Origin of the sequence: Congregibacter sp. (assembly GCF_965662665.1) — a bacterium.
Lineage (GTDB): Bacteria > Pseudomonadota > Gammaproteobacteria > Pseudomonadales > Halieaceae > Congregibacter.
Map to the genome: position 1 here is coordinate 218,439 of NZ_CBFIIF010000001.1, position 19,082 is coordinate 237,520.

17 protein-coding genes are annotated in these 19,082 nt (G+C 56.6%); 9 read left to right on the top strand and 8 right to left on the bottom strand.

Annotation, left to right across the window (positions count from 1 at the left end; translation table 11 throughout):
• Window positions 1-3: 3 nt before the first annotated feature.
• Complete coding sequence (locus ACTG39_RS01000) at window positions 4-1,197, bottom strand: iron-containing alcohol dehydrogenase (protein WP_439105647.1); 1,194 nt, start codon at window positions 1,195-1,197, stop codon at window positions 4-6.
• A 149-nt stretch (window positions 1,198-1,346) separates the two neighbouring features.
• Here ACTG39_RS01000 and ACTG39_RS01005 point away from each other — a divergent pair, with 149 nt between their 5' ends.
• Window positions 1,347-2,333: an NAD(P)H-quinone oxidoreductase gene (locus ACTG39_RS01005; RefSeq protein WP_439105648.1), complete on the top strand. Its 987-nt coding sequence runs from the start codon at window positions 1,347-1,349 to the stop codon at window positions 2,331-2,333.
• Between the two features lie 12 nt (window positions 2,334-2,345).
• Window positions 2,346-5,264 (top strand): S8 family serine peptidase, encoded by a 2,919-nt coding sequence (locus ACTG39_RS01010; RefSeq protein WP_439105649.1) that lies wholly within the window; start codon window positions 2,346-2,348, stop codon window positions 5,262-5,264.
• 96 nt (window positions 5,265-5,360) lie between these two features.
• Here the strand turns inward: ACTG39_RS01010 and ACTG39_RS01015 are convergent, their stop codons facing one another.
• Entirely contained in the window at window positions 5,361-5,795 is a 435-nt protein-coding gene (locus ACTG39_RS01015) for a hypothetical protein (protein ID WP_439105650.1), read from the bottom strand.
• Between ACTG39_RS01015 and ACTG39_RS01020 the strand changes: the two genes are divergently transcribed.
• Window positions 5,779-6,939 (top strand): PQQ-dependent sugar dehydrogenase, encoded by a 1,161-nt coding sequence (locus ACTG39_RS01020; RefSeq protein WP_439105651.1) that lies wholly within the window; start codon window positions 5,779-5,781, stop codon window positions 6,937-6,939. The genes ACTG39_RS01015 and ACTG39_RS01020 overlap by 17 nt on opposite strands.
• Before the next feature lie 81 nt (window positions 6,940-7,020).
• On the opposite strand, the gene ACTG39_RS01025 is transcribed toward ACTG39_RS01020, so the two are convergent.
• Entirely contained in the window at window positions 7,021-7,680 is a 660-nt protein-coding gene (locus ACTG39_RS01025) for a hypothetical protein (protein WP_439105652.1), read from the bottom strand.
• Window positions 7,681-7,936: 256 nt separating this feature from the next.
• On the opposite strand from ACTG39_RS01025, the gene ACTG39_RS01030 reads away from it, so the two are divergent.
• Together ACTG39_RS01030 and ACTG39_RS01035 are read left to right on the top strand one after the other, a co-directional pair.
• Window positions 7,937-8,179 carry a hypothetical protein gene (locus ACTG39_RS01030; protein ID WP_439105653.1) on the top strand — a complete coding sequence of 81 codons (243 nt, stop codon included), beginning with the start codon at window positions 7,937-7,939 and terminating at the stop codon, window positions 8,177-8,179.
• A gap of 5 nt (window positions 8,180-8,184) precedes the next feature.
• Window positions 8,185-8,625, top strand: coding sequence for a hypothetical protein (locus tag ACTG39_RS01035; protein WP_439105654.1), 441 nt, complete (start codon window positions 8,185-8,187; stop codon window positions 8,623-8,625).
• Window positions 8,626-8,665: 40 nt separating this feature from the next.
• Here ACTG39_RS01035 and ACTG39_RS01040 read toward each other — a convergent pair whose 3' ends face one another.
• Together ACTG39_RS01040 and nei are read right to left on the bottom strand one after the other, a co-directional pair.
• Window positions 8,666-10,045: a ribonuclease J gene (locus ACTG39_RS01040; protein ID WP_439105655.1), complete on the bottom strand. Its 1,380-nt coding sequence runs from the start codon at window positions 10,043-10,045 to the stop codon at window positions 8,666-8,668.
• Window positions 10,027-10,851: an endonuclease VIII gene (nei, locus tag ACTG39_RS01045; RefSeq protein ID WP_439105656.1), complete on the bottom strand. Its 825-nt coding sequence runs from the start codon at window positions 10,849-10,851 to the stop codon at window positions 10,027-10,029. The genes ACTG39_RS01040 and nei overlap by 19 nt, the downstream gene beginning before the upstream one ends.
• A 79-nt stretch (window positions 10,852-10,930) precedes the next feature.
• On the opposite strand from nei, the gene ACTG39_RS01050 reads away from it, so the two are divergent.
• Window positions 10,931-12,403 carry an MFS transporter gene (locus tag ACTG39_RS01050; protein WP_439105657.1) on the top strand — a complete coding sequence of 491 codons (1,473 nt, stop codon included), beginning with the start codon at window positions 10,931-10,933 and terminating at the stop codon, window positions 12,401-12,403.
• Between the two features lie 81 nt (window positions 12,404-12,484).
• Window positions 12,485-13,543, top strand: a complete 1,059-nt coding sequence (locus tag ACTG39_RS01055) for a 3-deoxy-7-phosphoheptulonate synthase (RefSeq protein ID WP_439105658.1) — start codon at window positions 12,485-12,487, stop codon at window positions 13,541-13,543.
• A gap of 7 nt (window positions 13,544-13,550) precedes the next feature.
• Here the strand turns inward: ACTG39_RS01055 and ACTG39_RS01060 are convergent, their stop codons facing one another.
• Genes ACTG39_RS01060 through ACTG39_RS01070 form a run of 3 tightly spaced genes read right to left on the bottom strand, consistent with a single transcriptional unit; the run spans window position 13,551 to window position 16,821 of the window.
• Window positions 13,551-14,651 carry a DUF481 domain-containing protein gene (locus tag ACTG39_RS01060; RefSeq protein WP_439105659.1) on the bottom strand — a complete coding sequence of 367 codons (1,101 nt, stop codon included), beginning with the start codon at window positions 14,649-14,651 and terminating at the stop codon, window positions 13,551-13,553.
• Window positions 14,652-14,689: 38 nt separating this feature from the next.
• Window positions 14,690-15,487: an MOSC domain-containing protein gene (locus ACTG39_RS01065; RefSeq protein ID WP_439105678.1), complete on the bottom strand. Its 798-nt coding sequence runs from the start codon at window positions 15,485-15,487 to the stop codon at window positions 14,690-14,692.
• Between the two features lie 5 nt (window positions 15,488-15,492).
• Window positions 15,493-16,821 (bottom strand): serine hydrolase domain-containing protein, encoded by a 1,329-nt coding sequence (locus ACTG39_RS01070; RefSeq protein ID WP_439105660.1) that lies wholly within the window; start codon window positions 16,819-16,821, stop codon window positions 15,493-15,495.
• Window positions 16,822-16,923: 102 nt separating this feature from the next.
• On the opposite strand from ACTG39_RS01070, the gene gor reads away from it, so the two are divergent.
• Both gor and ACTG39_RS01080 read left to right on the top strand, forming a co-directional pair.
• Window positions 16,924-18,282: a glutathione-disulfide reductase gene (gene gor, locus ACTG39_RS01075; protein WP_439105661.1), complete on the top strand. Its 1,359-nt coding sequence runs from the start codon at window positions 16,924-16,926 to the stop codon at window positions 18,280-18,282.
• 35 nt (window positions 18,283-18,317) lie between these two features.
• Complete coding sequence (locus ACTG39_RS01080; RefSeq protein WP_439105662.1) at window positions 18,318-19,076, top strand: sulfite exporter TauE/SafE family protein; 759 nt, start codon at window positions 18,318-18,320, stop codon at window positions 19,074-19,076.
• Window positions 19,077-19,082 lie beyond the last annotated feature (6 nt).

Genomic DNA, 19,082 nt, shown 5'->3' on the forward strand with positions numbered 1-19,082 from the left:
TCCTTAGCCGCTGATTTTGCCGAGAATCTCCCGGGCTCCTGCGTCGTCGAGAAGCTTGGGCGCGAAGTACCCCGTTCCCTCTGCGACCGCAAGGTCCACGAGATAATCAAAGTCTGAGCTTTTGATCTTGTCGGACGTCGCGGGAATCCCAACGGCATCCCGAAGCTCAACAACCGCATCAATAAATGCGCGAGCCTGATCTTGCGTACTCTGTCCCGCAGCGCTTACGCCAATAAGTTGCCCAAGCTCAGCCAGAGAACTTTCTGCCTCTGCCGCGCAATAGTCGAGCACATGGGGGAGCACCATGGCATTGGCGAGGCCGTGGGGAATCTGATACTTGCCGCCCAACTGATGGGCAATGGCATGTACCGTGCCTACGTTGACCTGATTGATAGCAATACCCGCATAGTAGGAGGCGAGTGCCATGGACTCTCTCGCCTCGGCATCATCCCCCTGATCATAGGCACGCTTGAGATCGCTAAAAATGATGCGAATGGCCCGTTCGGCGTTTTCCTTTGCGGTCCCGCGATCCCATCGACAGATGTAAGCTTCTACGGCATGGGTCAAGGCATCCATGCCCGTAGCAGCGGTAATAGCCGGGGGCATGCCCAGCTGCAAGTCAGGATCCAGGGCGGTCGCTCCCATGCCCAATCCAGAACCCGAAATCACGCCTTTTTCGTGCGTCTGGGAGTCTGAGATTACCGCGCCCATGGTTGCTTCGGAGCCAGTGCCTGCGGTCGTAGGGATCGCAAAGAGGGGCATCACTTTATGTTTCACCTTGCCAAAACCTATCCAGTCCCGCGGATCTTCATCGCTCGTTGCCCGGGCCGCTACCAACTTCGCACAGTCAATGGATGACCCGCCGCCGATGGCGAGTACCACGTCGCTGCCATGCTCCTTTAGCGCTGCCAGACCCGCTGCTACTTGATCAAAGGTGGGATCGGGCTGCACGCCATCGTAGAATGCAATATCGATCTCGGAGCCCTGAAATCCCTCGAGCGCCTTATCGACGATACCCAGTTCACGGAGCACTGTGTCGGTGACTACCAGCACGCGCTTAAAGCCCGAGCGACGGATGTGCGCACACAACTGCGCGGAGCTGCCAGAACCGGCGAATGCCAAGTAATTTGCCCCCGGAGATGAGGCGGTGAGGATCTTGGCTAGAATAAAGAGGAATTTGTTTTTGATTTTATTCATGCGTGAGCTCGGGTTCCGATTTTGAAGGGGCGAAGAGTAACAAGTCATCTCTTCGGCAGCGAGGGGCTATCACTTGCCCTTTCATGCATCCGATGCGATGTTGGCAATGCCAAAATCACCACAGTCTGCAATAAAAGGAAATACGCTCCATGACAGCCATCACGCGCCGCTATGTGCACATTGACGAGACCGATCGCAGTCTCTCAGTGCGGGAGGATCAGGCTCCGGTTCCCGGCGCAGAAGAGATGCTTATCGAAGTCGCCGCAGCGGGGGTTAATCGTGCCGATCTCCTGCAGTGGAAAGGCCTTTATCCACCACCGCCCGATGCCTCACCGGTTATGGGCCTCGAAGTGTCGGGTACCGTTGTAGCCTGCGGTGAGGCAGTGAGTAACTTCCAGCTGGGGGACGAGGTCTGTGCCCTTACTCATGGAGGGGGTTATGCGAGCCACAGCATAGCGCCCCAGAGCCAAACGCTGCCGGTCCCTGCGGCGTACACTCTCAAGGAAGCAGCAGCTCTACCCGAAGCTCTGCTCACGGTTTGGCACAATGTGTTTCAGCGGGCAGGCCTAAAGGCGGGAGAGAACGTACTTATACACGGGGGCGCCAGTGGTATCGGAACTCTGGGCGTGGGCATCTGCAAAGCTATGGGCGCCACGGTGTACAGCACGGCAGGAAGCGCCGAAAAGTGTCATCGGGTAGAAGCGCTGGGGGCAGAGAAAGCCTTCAACTATAAAGAAGAAGACTTTGTAGAAGGGCTCGATGCCCTGGGACTCAGGGGCGCAATCTCAGTGATTCTCGACATAGTGGGTGGCGACTACATTGGGCGCAATTTTGAAGTTGCCGCGCCAGAGGGACGCATCGTTAACATCGCGTTTCTTCGGGGCTTTAATGCTGACGTGAACTTCCTGCCACTGCTTATCAAACGGCTGACCCTCACCGGTTCCACGCTCCGAGCCCAGTCCGAAGCCCAAAAAGGCCAAATGGTGCGCGAGATTCGTGAGCGGCTGTTCAGTCATCTGGACGATGGGTCCATCAAGGCGGTTATCGACAGCGAGTTTTCTCTCGAGGACACGCAGGCGGCACTGGACTATATGGAGTCCGGGGTACACATGGGCAAAATCCTCTTGCGGCCCTGATTGATTCTGACCATGTATCGACTGACATCCAGGCTCAGGGCGTTTGCGACCGCAACGCTGACTTTACTGCTCGTCTCCTGTGGTGGCGGCGGGGGTGGCGGCTCGAGCAGTACTCCCTCACCTCCCCCGCCCGTCAATACGCCTCCCGTGGCCGAAGCAGGTGCCGCGCAAAGCGTCGACGCAGCGACAACCGTTAACCTCAGCGGTGATGAGAGCCAGGACAGTGACGGCAATATCGCCACCTATCAGTGGACACAAAGCGAAGGTCCTGATGTAGAGCTCTCAGGAGCGGATCAGGCACTGGCCAGCTTTACTGCGCCGAGCCTGGGTGAAGACCGCGATTTGCTGTTTACGCTCACCGTCACAGACGACGACGGCGCATCGGCCAGTGACTCGGTTACCGTCACCGTGCTTGCCGCAATAGTCGCTGAGCAAGTGTCTATCAGCGGTAGCATTCAACCAGCGGCCAGTCAGAGTCTGGACGGGGACACCAACGACCCCTTCAACCCGTTTCTTAACAATGATGACCCTGCGCAGCCCCAGGTGATTGCTAACCCTACGACGCTGGGCGGTTACGTGAATGAGCCGGGATCCGGGGCTGAGGGTCGATCGCAGGTAGCGGGCGATCGTGAGGACTACTTTTTGGTGGATCTTCTGGCGGGGCAGAGCATCACTCTCCTGGTTGCCGAGTATCAGGATGCGGATGCCGATCTTTACCTCTACTCCACAGACGGTGAATTGCTCGATTTCTCCATTGAGACTGGGCCCAGTGAATCCATTGTGATTGATCAAAGCGACAGCTATCTGGTGAACGTGTCTGTGTTTGCCGGAGCCACCAATTACACCCTGGCCATCGGGTCGAGTCTTGTGCCGGTCAGCCGAGCGCACTATGAGGATGTCATCCCCGGGCAAATGATCGTGTCCTATGCCGATACGCCTGCCGGCTCCCCTGCTAGCACGTCAAAAAGCGCCTCCTCGCCGACAAACACGGCGAGTACTTTTGCCCAACGCCTGAGAATGCGCCAACTGGGTGGTGGGCCGCGACGCGCCAGACTCATGGCATTAGAAAATGCCGGCCAGGACCGACAGCTCCTGACGCGCAGACTGGGTGCCCAGCAGTTTCGCCGCGCGCAGTTTGTGGAAGACGACCTTGCCAAGCGCTGGAGCACCCTCATCAGCATCAAGCGTCTGGCGCGCTCGCCCGAGGTGGCAAGCGCGGAGCCCAATTATCGGGTTCGACCCAGCGCTGCAGTAGATGACGAGATCTATCCCTTGCAGTGGCATTACCCCCTCATCAGTGTGCCGGGCGCCTGGGAAACCAGCACGGGAGATCCCGGAGTTATCGTCGCTGTGGTGGATACCGGCGTACTATCTGGCCATCCGGACCTCGCCGGACAGCTGGTGCCGGGCTATGACTTTATCCGTGATGCCAGCGAAGCCGCCGATGGTGACGGTATCGATCCCAACCCCGAGGAGACTATCGGAGGCGGTGATCTCGCGGCAGTTAATTTTCATGGCACCCATGTCACGGGAACCGTAGCCGCCCGGGGAAACAACGGCATCGGTGTCACCGGTGTGGCCTTTGGCGCACGCGTCATGCCTTTGCGCGCACTGGCAGCCAGCGGTGGTACCGGCTATGACGTCAATCAGGCGGTGCGCTTCGCCGCGGGACTGGAGAACGACTCCGGCACCTTCCCCGATCAGCCCGCGCAGATCATCAACCTGAGTCTTAGCGGCGGCGGATTTTCTGCGAGCACCCAAAGCCTCTACGACGAGCTCCGTGCACGAGGCATCATTGTCGTCGCAGCGGCGGGCAACGAAGACAGCACTGCCCCGACCTATCCAGCCAGTTACGACAACGTCATTTCCGTGAGTGCAGTAGATACGCAGCGGCGAATCACCAACTACTCCAATACCGGTGGCGGCATTGATCTGGCGGCGCCAGGCGGTGATGGCAGTCAGGACTTCAACGGTGATGGTTACCCGGATGGGGTTCTCAGCACCGGCGGCTCCGATGGAGAATTTGCCTATATCTTCCTCAGCGGGACCTCGGTGGCCGCTCCCCATGTGGCCGGTGTGATGGCGCTCATGAAAAGCGTCAACCCGGACCTGACCGCAGACGACGTCGATAGACTCATGGAACAGGGTGCTCTCAGCGACGACGTCGGTGTCGAAGGCCGGGACAATCTTTATGGCCATGGCATCATCAACGCTCGAAAAGCAATTGAGGCGGCTCTAGCGGAAGCTGGCAGCAGCTCCGGCAGTGATCCTCGGCTCGGAACTTCCAGTAGCGCGCTGAACTTCAGCTCACAAAGAACCCGTCTGGAACTGGTGCTGCGCAACAGCGGAGGCGGCGACCTGCAGAATGTGCAATTGCAAGCCAACGATAGCTGGATCAGTACCAGCACAATCAGCGTAGATAGTGAGGGTTTGGGGCGTTATGCCATTGAGGTTTTAAGAGAAGGCCTGGCTCCGGGAGTCTACGAGGGAAGCCTTACCGCAACTTCCAGTGCCAACGAGCTTTCTATACGCATTCTCCTCTCAGTAACCGACGCCACGGATGCGGAATTGGGTATCGTGTACCTGCTCCTTTTCGATCCTGCCAGCGATACCGTCATCGCGCAGACTGTCATTGAGGCAGGCAGCAATAACTTTGACTTCGCCTTTCCGGATACCCCTGCGGGGATGTATCAACTCTTTGCTGGCACCGATTTGGATAACGATTTGCTGATCTGCGATCCCGGGGAAGCCTGCGGCGCCTATCTCACTATCGATCAACCACTGACCATTAACTTTGATAGAAACCGGGACGACATAGACTTTGCGATTGAATATCTTGTGGCACTGCCCGGTGTCGCGAGTGCCACAGGGACAAGCAGCGCCCGGGCAGGAGCTTTCAAGTTTCTTAAACGAGAGGCGGCGGCACCCTAGGAGTACTTCGCGAAGCAAACCGCTACATGAGTGGAGACTCGGGCCGTCGCTCAAACTCGCAGAAGAGTTCCGCGCGGTTCATGATCTGTACAGAAGTCAGCGATGCGCTCGACCGGTGAACACGTAAAATAAATAGCCGCCGAAGTATCCGGCAAGGCACTGCAAACCCAGCCCCAAAGGTTCGCGCACGGCGGCGATACCGTGAAGTCCCAAAACCGCTTTCATGATCAAGTGCAGCGCAAGAATGGCTACCGCCCCGGCAAGACCGTAGAGAAACACCCGTGCCTTGGGGAGGTAGCGACTTAAGCCGGCTGCCACGGGCATCGCCAGCAAAAATGCGAGTAACATCAACGGAAGATAACTGCTCGTGAGGCCCAGGAGGTCGTGCCAGCTCGCCTGAAGCCGATCGCGTAAGGTGACGGGCATTGCCATGGCCTGCAGTTCAGCCAATATAGTCTGAGTGGCGAGAATACTGCCTACAATATAGGCACCCAGCACCGCAGGAAAAAAAGCAATGACCGCACGTAACATTCGAACTCCCGTCTCGTTTGCGCTGACCCATGATGCCGTGTCGGCTGCGCGGAAACCACCGCAGTTGTTTTGTCTTTCGGTGCTGATAATCACCGCGCTCTGCTTTTGTACCCAGGCAGTTCATGCTCAGGACTATCGATTGGTCTCGCTGGCAGATGATCTGCGCTGGCCATGGAGCGTCGCCAAGCTCCCGAACGCAGGGTTTTTGATTACCGAAAGAGAGGGTCGCCTGATCCATCTCGATGAAGACGGTAAGCGCCAGGTCATCGAAGGAACGCCCGCGACGGTGTTCGCAGGACAGGGCGGCTTTTTCGATGTGGTCCTGCATCCCAACTTTGTAGATAACCACTTGGTCTACATTAGCTATGCCGAGGGTACCGAAACCGCTAACGGTACCGCGATCTTCAGGGCTGAACTTGTGGACGGAAGACTCCGCAATGGGGAGCGCATCCTCCGGGTCGAGCCGGACAAAACAACACCCCACCACTACGGCGCAAGAATGCTCTTTTTGGAAGACCGGACACTTCTCATCACTACCGGTGATGGATTTGAACACCGGGAGCAAGCACAATCCCCTGAAAGCGAATTGGGCAAAGTGCTGCGGATCAACGATGACGGAAGCCCCGCAGGCTTACTTGATGACGAAGGGGAACCAAGACGACTTTGGACTCTGGGACATCGTAACCCCCAGGGTCTGACAATCGACCCCGGCACCGGAACTGTGTACATGCACGAGCACGGACCCCGCGGCGGTGATGAAATCAATCGACTCGAGAGCGGGAACAACTATGGCTGGCCTGCAGTCACCCATGGTGTGGACTACAGTGGCGCCTATGTATCGCCGTTTAAGAGCGCGCCGCGCTTCGAAGACCCTGTCTGGACCTGGGTACCGAGTATCGCACCCTCGGGTTTGGCCTGGTATGACGGCAACAGCTTTCCAAGCTGGCGCGGCAGCCTGCTAGTGGGTGCACTTGTTGATCAGGAGGTTCGCCGACTGGAGCTTCGCGATGGCAAAGTGGTGCGAGAAGAGACGCTATTCCCGGAACTTGAAACCCGGATTCGCGACGTAAGAGTGTTTGGGGATGATATTTTCCTGCTCACAGATTCTGAGCAAGGTGCACTGATCCACGTGCAGCCCCGGTAGCGGGTACCAATAAGTAAGACTTTGGAAACAGCCGTCCCGGGCTAAGCACCGCCGGCCGAAAGCCGGCGGGCTTTACGATCCCTAGGCCGCTTTTTTGCGCGCTGCTGCTTTTTTCTTGGCAGGCGCTCTTTTCGCGGGAGCTTTCTTAGCCGCCACTTTTTTCTTAGCAGGCGCTTTCTTTTTCGCTGCCGGTTTCTTGGCGGCTACTTTCTTTTTCGCCGGCGCCCTCTTTTTAGCGGGGGCCCGCTTAGTCACCGCCTTCTTTGCCGCGGCCTTACGCGGAGCCTTAGCCTTTGTTTTAGCTTTGGCCTTGGTCTTTGTCTTAGCTTTAGCCTTGGCTCGGCGCGCCGCTGCTTTCTCCACCATAGCCGCTGCCTGATTTGCCGCCTGCGCTTTGCGAGCCTCCAGAGCAAGGTCGGCACGCATGGGCACGAGCTTCTCTGCATACTCATAGGCGGCCTTGGCGATTTGGCTTACCTTGTCACGCAGCTCTTGCACCTGCTTAACGAGGGCATCGACACGTGCCTGATCTGCACTGTTGCCCTTTTTGCGCATAGAAGCCCGAGCTTTCTTCAGGCGCTCATTCGCAACTTTGTGTTTCTTTTTTACAGAGGCGAGTTCTCGCTTCGCAGAGCCATGCGCGCGCTCGGTTTCCTTTAGCAAACGCTGCCGCAACTGCTCAACACGCTTGCTGGCCTGCTCTGCCATTTTCGTCGCTTGGGCTAATTCTTTTTCTAACATACGCGGTACCTTTAGAGTTTTATTAATTGGCCTCAACTCCAGTGTAGGGAGAAAAATCCGGTTTGTAACGGTCAGTTTTTGATCAGAGCAAAACCAGACAGCGTAAATGCCTGCTACTGGTCGCAAAAAGTCTTCAAACGATCGCAGACCTATGCGGTCTTCAGCTGTGTCGGTTGTATCGCTGGTAAAGGCGGTACTATGCTATCGAGGATGCGGTTATGCATACGCTTAGGTATACGAGAATGGGGTTTACACAATGACTGAGGCAGAAAGCGGTACAAAACCCCGCATGCCCAAAGTGGTGCGCAAACGGCTGCGCGAGGCCGCGGTAGCAAAAGTTCGCCAGGATATTATCCACGCGGGGCGCACGGAGGCTGAGTACGATAACGCGGACCTGGAATATCTGGTTGCCGAAAAAGAGAAGGAGATATGGTCGGGCATCGGGTGGAAGGGCTTCGGGATCGTAGCACTGCTCCTTGGCATCAACATCGGTATTTAGGAGCCATGTCCATCTTCCGGATCCTCAAGTACTCCTCCATCCTGTACTTTCTGGGTAAGCACAGGGATAAGCTTGCGCGATCTGCAGCCGTTCTCCTTTTCGCGTTTGTCAGCTCTCTCATCTATGACGACGTCAGAGTCTATTTGGCCCAACAGCACCCAGGCACGCTCATCTACGCATTGATCGCAAAGATCGTTATTGTCTATGGATCTTTGCTGTTTGTTTTACTGCAGTTTCGCAGCAGCGCAACGGCTGCTGCAAAGGGAGAAGCGCGGGCGGCGGACCTCGCTGGCAGTGTCGGAGCAGAAAAGTCAGCGAAAAATCCCGAGGCCGTCGCCAAAGGCCATCTGGATGCACTGGCGAATGTCGAGGAGCACGACCATTTGCAGTCTCGCTACGACCGGATATTGGCAGGCAAGACGTCCTCGGATCGGACGCCTCGTTAGTCCAAACGTACAGCCCTGGAGCAACGCCCCGGGAGCAAGCTCAAGACGACGACAGCGGTGACAAGCGACCTTCTTCGTCCTGTTCCAAACGACCTACCGCAGCAGCTCTTCGTCGCAAACCAGGCTCGGGGGCCAGATAAAACAAATCGCCATTTTCACCGGTCAAAGCCATGCGAGCGCCATTTAGCCGCGCAATTTTGGCATTCGCCTGCATATGCCGCTGCTCCCCGTGAACAGGTACTGCGAGACGCGGACGCAGCCATTGGTACATCGACGCGAGCTCATCAGCGCAGGGGTGCCCCGAGGCATGCACTGGCTGCGCTGCACTATCTGCGTCAATGATCTGTATACCCTGAGCCCGCAGCCGGCTTAGCAAGCGCTCTACAGACTCCTCGTTCCCAGGAATTATCCGCGAGCTCATGATCACCGTATCCCCCGATTCAAGCTCGAGTTGCGGATGAGAGCCCGCCGCAAGTCGTTGCAGAGCCGCACCATGCTCACCCTGACTACCTGTGGCAACGATGAGAACTTCCTCTCGCGGCAGGTAGCCCAAGTGCCCGGTCTCGATAAGGCGCTGGGAGCGTTGTAAAAGACCGACGCTTAGCGCTGCCGAATGCATCGTTTGCAGCGATCGGCCCAGCAGTCCAAGGTGGCGGTCAGTTTTAGTCGCCACCTCCACAAGACTGTGCAGCCTCGAGATGTTGCTCGCAAAACAGGCGACTACAACCCGGCCCTCGCAAGCAGCAACCGCCTTCAACAAGCCATCTCGCACGACGGATTCGCTGATTGAGTGGCCCGGGACCACGGCATTTGTGGAGTCGCAAACCACCGCATCGAGATTGCTGTCTCCCGCAGCGGCGAAAAGTTCCTGCTTAAAACCCGGCCCCACCAGAGGCGCTTTATCGATCTTCCAATCGGCAGTGTGCAACACGCTCCCAGCTTCACAGCGAATGTGCAAAGCGCAGGTATCTGGTGTTGAGTGTGTGATGGGCAGCCAGCGAACATCAAAGGGCCCTATGGACTGCTCTTCTCCCGGAAGACATTCAATAAGCGGACTGGGAACCCTACCCCCGCGTCCCGCAGCTTTGCGACGTAAAACCTCGGCTGTGAACGGCGTCGTGTAAACGGGCACGGGAAAGAGCTCCCACAACAATGGAATTGCGCCAATATGATCTTCGTGCGCGTGGGTAAGGACGATCCCTGCCAAAGCATCTTTGTGCTCAACAATGAATTGAGGATCCGGTGTTTGCACCCTGGGTCGGATCCTCGTGGAATCTCTTTCAAAGGTAATTCCGCAGTCCACCATTAACCAGGCGCCATCGTGCCCATAGAGATTCAGGTTCATACCGATCTCACCACAACCCCCGAGGGGCAGAAACCACAAGTCTTTAGGTCCCGGCGTCATGATTCGGGCTGACACCTTGGACACCAATAAATACGTCGACTACCAATGCTGTCCCGGCGTATTTTTTCGCCGCACTCATAGCAAGCTCGACCATCCCGTCCAAAAACGAAAAAACGCCGCCGTTCGAATCTCTTAACTTTCTTTTTTAGGCTCGCAGCGAGGCGCGGAGGTAAGGTGATACCAGCGGTTTCATAACTGCGCCGGGGCAGCTTTAAGGTTTCCCGCGCGAGTAAGCCGCGCTCACCGCGACTAAGGTCTTTGGGTCGGCGCTTGGGATGGAGCCCGGCGCAAAACAGTATCTCGGATCGCAAATAGTTGCCGCTACCCGCGAGAAAATGCTGGTCCAGATAGAGTGCTGCCAGGGACCTTCCTGCAAAGCGCGGTGACTGAAGACGTTCGCTGATCTCCTGCCACTCCAGCTTGGCAGATAGTAAGTCCGGCCCAAGGGTGGCAAGAAAGGGATGCATGCCCAGTTCTTCTCTAGGCCACACGCTGATGTCGGATGCGCTGTACAGCAAAGCACTGTGTTGGGCAGTGTGCAGCGCAAGTCGCAAAGACCGATTAGTCGCAGGCAATTTACCGCGCTTGGCGATCTTCCAGACCCCGTACAGCTGATTGTGCGAGTAGATGGCATAGTCATTACCAAAGTGCGTTAGCAGAGCTTTGCCGCGAGTCTCCACTTCGAGCACCCGTTGCCCGCTAAGTACAGGGGAAAACCGCTGCAGCTCGGGAAACGCAAACAGCACCTCTTCAACAGGCTCATCCACCAATATGTTGGCGATACGGTCCGCAGCGCGGCGTATTTCCGGTCCTTCGGGCATGGGGTACTACAACCTCTTCACTTGGGTTCTCATGCATACGCAGACACGCGCCTTGAGGATGGGTGATACTTAAGATCCTATGCACGAAGATACTGACCCCGAGCATGACCACAGCGCAAGCATGCCTCCGCTAAGCACTCGTCTGATCTATGGCGCCGGGGGTGCCGTGTACGCGGTAAAAGAAGCCGCCTACACCATGTTCATTCTGCTCTTTTACACTCAGGTGCTTGGGCTCAATGGCACGGTCACCGGACTGATCATTGCCTTGAGCCTGATCTGGGATGCGATCTCGGACCCCTTGGCAGGTACGCTGTCCGATCGACTGAGAAGCCCTAGCGGACGCCGCCACCCGTTCATGGCGTGGAGCATTATTCCCCTGGGTCTTGGGTTCATTGGTCTGTTTGCTCCCCCAAGCGCACTGATTGGTTCCGAACCGCTCTTGGCAGCCTGGCTATTGTTCTGGTCATTGTGGGTTCGCACCTTTGTCACCACGTTTTCAATTCCTCACCTGGCTCTTTCCGCTGACATCACCAGCGACTATCACGGCCGTAGCCAGATACTTGGAGCCCGACTTGCCTACATGTTCCTTTTCAGCGTGCTCATGCCTGCGGTGGCGCTCACGCTGATTTTTCAATCCAGTGACGGTCAGGACGGCCGCTTCCTGCAAAGTAACTACCCCGTCTATGGTGCTTTTTCCTGTGCCGTCTGTTGGCTGTTCGCCAGCGTCACCACCTTTGGCACCCGCCGATATGCGCTGCCCTCGGACACCCAGCCCTTACCCCCACCGCGCAAGGTCGGCAATACCCTCACTCAAGACCTACTTCGCACCCTTGGCAATCGCAGCTTTCGCTACCTTATTGGTTTCGAAGTGACACTGATGGCGAGCTATGGCGCTGTCTCCGCGCTAAATATGCTGGTGTGGACCTACTACTGGGAGTTTGACGCTCGGCAGATTTCGATAATTCTGTCTATCCCAAGTTTGCTGGCTGTGCTGTTCGTTATGCTGAGTCTGCAACCTTTGGGTCGTCGTCTGGAGAAGTATCAACTGCTTCAGTACGCGACCATCGGCCTCATACTTAACTGCCTGTGGCTTTATCCGCTACGGATGCTGAACATTCTGCCTGCAGACAATAACCCACTGCTATTCGGCCTGAACTTCGTGTTTATGCTGATCTTCATGTACTGCTTTTTAATGCGGGGAATTCAAACGCAGTCAATCATTGCAGACATTACCGATGAACATGAGTGGGAGCACGGTCTGCGACAGGAAGCGGGCTTCTTTGCCGCAAGTAATTTTTCCCAGAAGTTCGCTACGGTGTTTGGACCGCTCTATGGTGGTCTCGCTCTGGATATCATCGGACTTGAGGCTGGCATGCTGCCCGGGACACTGGATGACTCCATTCTCAATGGCCTGGTGATCGCATTCGGTTTGGGATCTATCCCCGGTATGATTATTGCGCTGCTGTTCTCGACAAGAATTACCATCAGCCGGGCACGCGTCGCCGACCTACAGCGCATGCTGCGGGAGCGCGCGGCAGCAACCAATCCCTAGAGGGTTTGTTGGTATTGTTGGGGTTGTTACGGTGTCTTGTGCGGCGCAAAATGCGCGCCTTAGCACATCACGGCCCAAACCATGACTGATCGCATTTACGACACACGCATCCGCGAGGCGCAGCCTCTGATTACCCCTTGGGTGCTCGCTGACGAGCAGCCGCTCTCCGACACTCAGGCGGCCACCGTGAGCGAAGCCCGGGGGCAAATCGAAGAGCTGCTTTCGGGAAAGGATCCTCGTTTGCTAGTGATCGTTGGCCCCTGCTCGGTGCATGACCCGGCAGCACTCCTGGAGTTTGCCGCAGCGCTCAAATCCCACTGTCTGGATCTAAACGATGCGATCCTACCCGTGCTGCGCGTCTATTTTGAAAAACCGCGCACCGTTGTGGGCTGGAAAGGGCTTATCAATGATCCAGATCTGGACGGCAGCTTTCACATCAACAAAGGGCTCCGTCTTGCGCGCAAGGTACTGCAGGACGTAGCTGATCTGGGTCTCCCCGCTGCGAGCGAATTTTTAGACACGACCTTTGGTCAGTACTACGCGGATTTTGTGAGCTTTGCGGCCATTGGTGCACGCACCGTCGAAAGCCAGATCCATCGAGAGCTCGCCTCCGGACTCTCTATGCCCGTCGGTTTCAAAAATGCCACTAACGGCGATATCGGCGTCGCTATTGATGCCATCCGCAGCGCCAATCACAGCCACTGGTTTCCATCACTCACGCGTGAGGGCACGCCAGCCATTTTGCATTCCAGCGGCAACCCCCACAGCTACCTGATTCTTCGTGGTGGTAAAGCCAGTGGGCCGAACTACGACGCCACCGCCGTTCGCGAAGCGGCAGCAGCGATGACTACAGCCGAGCTCGAACCCGGTGTGATTGTGGATTGCAGTCACGGTAATAGTGAGAAAGATCCGCAGCGTCAGACCATCGTCGCTGCAGACGTCTGCGATCAGATTGAACAGGGCCAGACGGCTCTGCGAGGTGTAATGCTGGAAAGCCACCTTGTCGGTGGTAACCAAGGCATTGGCGCAAGAGAGTCTTTGCGCTATGGACAGAGCATCACGGATGCCTGCCTGTCTCTCGGGGACACACTACCGGTACTCGATAACCTTGCCGCGGCAGTGCGCCGGGCAAGGCTTTAGCGCAGGCTTACCAGGTGTATCCAATGCGAAGGCGGTAGGTTTGATCAACCTCTTCGGTACCGTCGACCGCGCCCGTGTTGACGTCATATACAAATTCAGCCGAGGCTTCGATACCGTAGAGTAGGGGGAAAGCCAAACCAAGCGTCGTATTCAGAACAATGTTCGAGGCCTCGTCCAGGTTCCAGATACCCTTGTGATCGACGTAGAGGCGAGAGTCACCACCCAGATAATTACTCGCAATATGCACATCCCAGGTACTACCGATGTACTCCCTGTCTTCGGCACTGATGAAATCTTCAGTGATATACGCAAGGCCGGTTTCAGCCTCTAGTTCGAAGACAGCTTCTGTGAAGAAGCGCCGGCCTACATAGGGCCCCAGAGAGGTCCTCAGATCCAAGTCTGCGAATAAGTCCTGCTCTGCCGACGCGCCGCCGCCCCAGTACCAGTTACCCGTTTGATTGCGATCGTAGCGGCCTCTGGCTGTCCAGTTTTCCGCATTCTTAACACCGTTGGCTTCGTTAAGTTCACCAAAAGCCTCAACACGATATCGATCCACTAAGCTTTCCCAGCGGGTCTCAAATCGGTAATTGAGTTCGTCAGTGTCAGTGTTGCCGCGCTGGCTGTCAAAACCAAAACTAGCCAGACCGCCAAAGTTGTATCCATTGCCCAGCTCCCAGGGCTCCGGATTGATTCGGGTGAGTTGCTTGAGGGCATAATTCTGATTGGGCTGTTGTGGCAGCGCCAGCTGCTCACCCGTCACCTCTAATCGCGGAGTTTCCAAAACGCTGCCATCATCCATCTGCAGAACAAGATCAGAATCAACGGCCATAGCGACAATTTCTGCTTGATCAATCTCCAGAACGCCGGCAAAACCGGTCTCAATCTTCACGATGCCGGCATCGGCATCCTGCACGGTCCCCAAAACCACAGAGCCATCGCGCAGCTCAATCCGATCCGTCGCGGCGGCAGTGCCCGCCAGACTGAGTGTGCCAAGCAAAAAAACGCAGGCTGTCGTGAATCGACTTCTAAATAGGTACATAAACTTGCCTCGGTGTATTTCTGGTGCTGTTAGATCAATAAAAATCGCGCGCAGTTTAGCAAGCTGCATCGAATTTCTGACTCATTCTTGTTAGGGAATTTTTGTGTTTAATTCAGGACTGTGACCCGTTCACCAATTGTAAACTCGCCACCGCCGGTGACTATCGCGTTCATTCCAAAGTAGATGACACCCTCTCTGCGGCGATAACTCGCAAGAACACGGTTAATTTCGGGATCCCGAGCGGCAGTTTGCTGATCAATGGAGGGGATGGCGCAGCGTGAGCAAGGTTTCACAATGGCCAGCGTCGTGGAGCCAATCCGTAGATTTCGCCACTCATCTTCTGCAAAGGGATCTGAGCCACCCACCACCAGGTTTGGGCGGAAGCGATCCATGGGAACAGGATTGTTCAGCCGGGTGTTTAGATCGTCCAGTGATGCCTGAGAGACAATCAACAACGGAAAACCATCCGCAAACGCGACATGCTGCTCGCGCTTAGCGTCGGGCAGATAAACGGAATCGACGGATCGCGAGGCATCTTCGGGACAGAACACCAGACGAAGATCCGCGCCAAGGCGGTGGCTAAGCCAGGTATCCACTCTCGGGTCTACACCCCGGGCGAGCATTGTGTGACCCCAGACGGTTGAGGAAATTTCCCGGTCCCCGGTGCGGGGTGTACTGACCTCTATACTTTCACCGGCATAGCTCAGGGAGAGTCCATCTTCGCGCAGGGCAACATCGAGCAAAGCCATGTCGGGCGCGCGACGCTGACTGTAAAATTGTCCCTCGCTATCGACGAGCATCCATCGCCGATCACCGGCCAGACCAAAGCGATCCATGCTGGCGCTGTTCACGGCGTGCCCCCGCGCCGACTTTATGGGATAGCGATAAATAGCAGACAAGTTCATCACACTTATGGGGCCAATGAGCGCTTTTCTGCGAGCGCCTTGAGAAAATCATGCACACCGGTACCGACGCCCGAACCCGTCAAACCCAGCCGCACCACCACTGTCTCCCACTCAGGAATAACAACAACAAACTGTCCCGCGTGGCCGCTTGCGTAAAAGAGGTTGTCTGGCAGACCGTCAAAGGCAACCCCATCGGTATTTAGCCAAAAGCCGCGGCCATACTGACCCCTGGGGTCCGAGTCCCTGGCCACTACGGAATCACGAAGCCACCCCTGAGAGAGTAACGGCGAGCGCCCATGCCAGGCATCAAGCCATAGCTGTCCGGCTTGCAGCCAATCTCGGGCGGTCAAATAGACATAGCTGGACCCGACCTGCACGCCGCTGGCATCAGCTTCCGCCACCAGAGAGTCCATACCCAGGGGCGCGATGAATTCGCGAGCGATCCATGACTCGTAGGGCTCCTCCAAGGATCGCTGCCATGCGTAGCTGGCAAAAACCGTGTCACCACTGGAATAGGAAAAGTGCTCTCCGGGCGCATAGGCCTGGCTTATGCCCGCGGGCACCCGCCACATCGCCGGTGCCGTGTACAGCATCTTGGTCACATCGCTGCCCGGGCCGTATACCTCGACGAAGTCGAGCCCACTCTCCATTTGCAGGAGATGCAAAAGTGTTAACTCAGGGTCCAGGTCAGGAACGTCCGGGGCATCCGATAAGAGTTCAGCCATGGACTGTGTCGGATCTATTTTTCCCTGCTGGGTCTGAATGCCTATCCAGGTCGACATAAGACTCTTGTTCATGGACCAACCCTGCAAACGGGTTTGCGCCGTCACCGGACTAGCGTACTGCTCCACGCGAAGTTCGCCGTTTGTGGCTACCAGCAGCGCAAGAGTGTTTCGGGCACCCGGCGCAGACTCGGGCTCCGCAAATGCGTTGTTCACCGCTGCGGTCCACTCTGCGGGCACGCCGGGCCCAGTCTCTGTAATAGAGGCCAACTCAAGGGGATCTGCGCCTCTGGCCGTTGTATTCAACGTACAACCCCGACCGGTGAGATGCACAGCATTCGCAGTCACGCCCAGAAGTGACGCCGTAACTACGCCTTCATCTCTGACAGTCTCGATTTTCAGGGCGCCCAGGAGCGGCCCCAGAATCGCCATATTGGGCAACACATCGCGATCACGCACAAAGCCTTCAGGCAAACCAGAGACAAAGACAGCAGAGCACACTTGCTTGGCGCTGTAGCCCACAGCGACCTGCATGGCACCTCGGGCAGTCCAAAAGCCAAATAGCAGGGCCAGCAGCAATAAAGGGACCAGCAACTTAACTAGCTTTTTCATGCAACTACTCTCTGTTGTTATTGTCCGAGACGGTGAATAAACGGCGCTGATGAAGCATAGGGCACAGGCCTGTTAGAATGCCCGCCCCCAGGAGGAACAGCAATGAGTGATCTCGATTTCGACCTATTTGTCATCGGTGCAGGATCCGGTGGCGTCCGCGCGGCTCGCATGTCCGCTGGCTTTGGCGCACGGGTAGCCATCGCCGAAGACCGCTACATGGGTGGTACCTGTGTCAATGTCGGCTGCGTGCCCAAAAAGTTGTACGTTTACGCGTCGGAATTTGGCAAAGCTTTTGATGACGCCCGAGAGTTCGGTTGGGACAGCGGCGACCGGCGCTTCGAATGGAGCACACTGCGAGACAACAAGAAAACCGAGATTGCCCGTCTCAACGCGATCTATCGAAACATACTTGATGGCGCTAACGCCACGCTCATCGATGGACGCGCGCGGATTATCGATCCCAATACCGTTGCCGTCGGTGATCAGCACTATACGGCCCGCAAGATCCTTATCGCTACCGGCGGCTGGCCCTACAAGCCGGATTTCCCCGGCAATGATCTGGCGGTGACCAGTAATGAAATCTTTGATCTCGAGAGCTTTCCCGAACGTCTTCTGATCATCGGTGGCGGCTATATCGCCGTGGAGTTCGCGGGCATTTTCAACGGTCTCGGGTCCCGCGTGACCCAGCTGTACCGTGGCCCCCTCTTCCTCCGTGGCTTTGATAGCGACATTCGCGCCCACGCGGCTCAGGAAATCCGCAAAACCGGCGTGGATCTGCGCTTTGAGACCAACATTGTCAGTGCGAAGCGCACCGGCAGTGGCATTGAAGTAGAGCTCACCGACGGCAATAGTATGGAAGTGGATGCCATCCTCTGTGCGGCGGGTCGGCGCCCCCACCTCGATGGCCTGGGACTTGAGAACACCGATGTAAAACTGACCAGCCACGGCACTATCGACGTCGATGAGCACTTCCAAACAGCACAATCCAATATTTATGCACTGGGAGATGTGATTGGCGGCATGGAGCTCACCCCCGTCGCCCTCGCAGAGGGCATGTCCTTCGCAAGGCGGCAGTACGGTGACCTGGAAAAGGATGTGGACTATGACTTCATCCCCACAGCGGTGTTCTGTCAGCCCAACATCGGCACCGTTGGCTTCACTGAAAGTGCCGCAGAAATCGAGTTCAAGGACATCACGTTGTATAAGTCTACGTTTAGACCTATGAAGCACACCATCAGTGGCCGTGATGAAAAAACCTTTATGAAGCTCATCGTCGATGACGCTACGGATCGCGTGGTCGGTGTGCATATGATGGGACCGGATGCGGGCGAGATCATTCAGGGTATCGGCATCGCCCTCAAGGCCGGCGCCACAAAGGCTACCTTTGATAGCACCATTGGCATACACCCCACGGCCGCCGAGGAGTTTGTCACCATGCGGGAGCCCTGGGGCGACGATTAAGGCACTTCCGTGAACGCGCCGCGGCAGCCTAAAACGTGAATGTTGAACTGTGGCAACTGGCGCTGCTTATGGGCGCCGGTACCATCGCGGGGGCGCTAAACGTCATCGCAGGGGGCGGTTCACTCATGACCGTGCCCATCATGCTGTTTTTGGGCCTCTCCGGGCCGGAAGCCAATGGCACCAACCGCATCTCGATCATCGCGCAGAACATCGTCGCGGTGCGCACGTTTTTTCGTCGCGGCTTTTCGGAATTTCGCCTCAGCCTGACCCTTTCCGCTGCGGCGATCCCCGGCGCGATTCTGGGCGCTCTGGTCGGTGTGCAACTTGACGGTGAGTGGTTTGACCGAGTGCTTGCGATGGTCATGCTCGGCGTACTCGTCTTGATGCAGATTCCTTCCAAGAGAGCTGTGGATGGCGGAAACCCCATGACGCGCAAAAAGCTGATCATTGGCCACGTGCTGATGTTTGGCGCGGGCTGCTGGGGTGGCTTCATACAGGTCGGCGTCGGCTTCATTCTGATGCCGATTCTGCATCGGGTGATGGGTTTGGATCTTGTACGGACTAATATGCACAAGGTCTTTATTGCGCTTACTTACAACCTCTTTGCCATAGTGGTCTTTGCCGCAGCAGTCTCTATTCACTGGCAATTTGGCTTGGCGCTGGCTGCAGGGAATGCGCTGGGGGGATACTTTGGTGCGCGCTTCTCGGTGCAAGGAGGCGAGGTTTGGATTCGCCGCATATTCACTGTCGTGCTGTTGATTTTTATTGCTAAACTTCTGCTCCCTTCAGGGTAGCCTCAA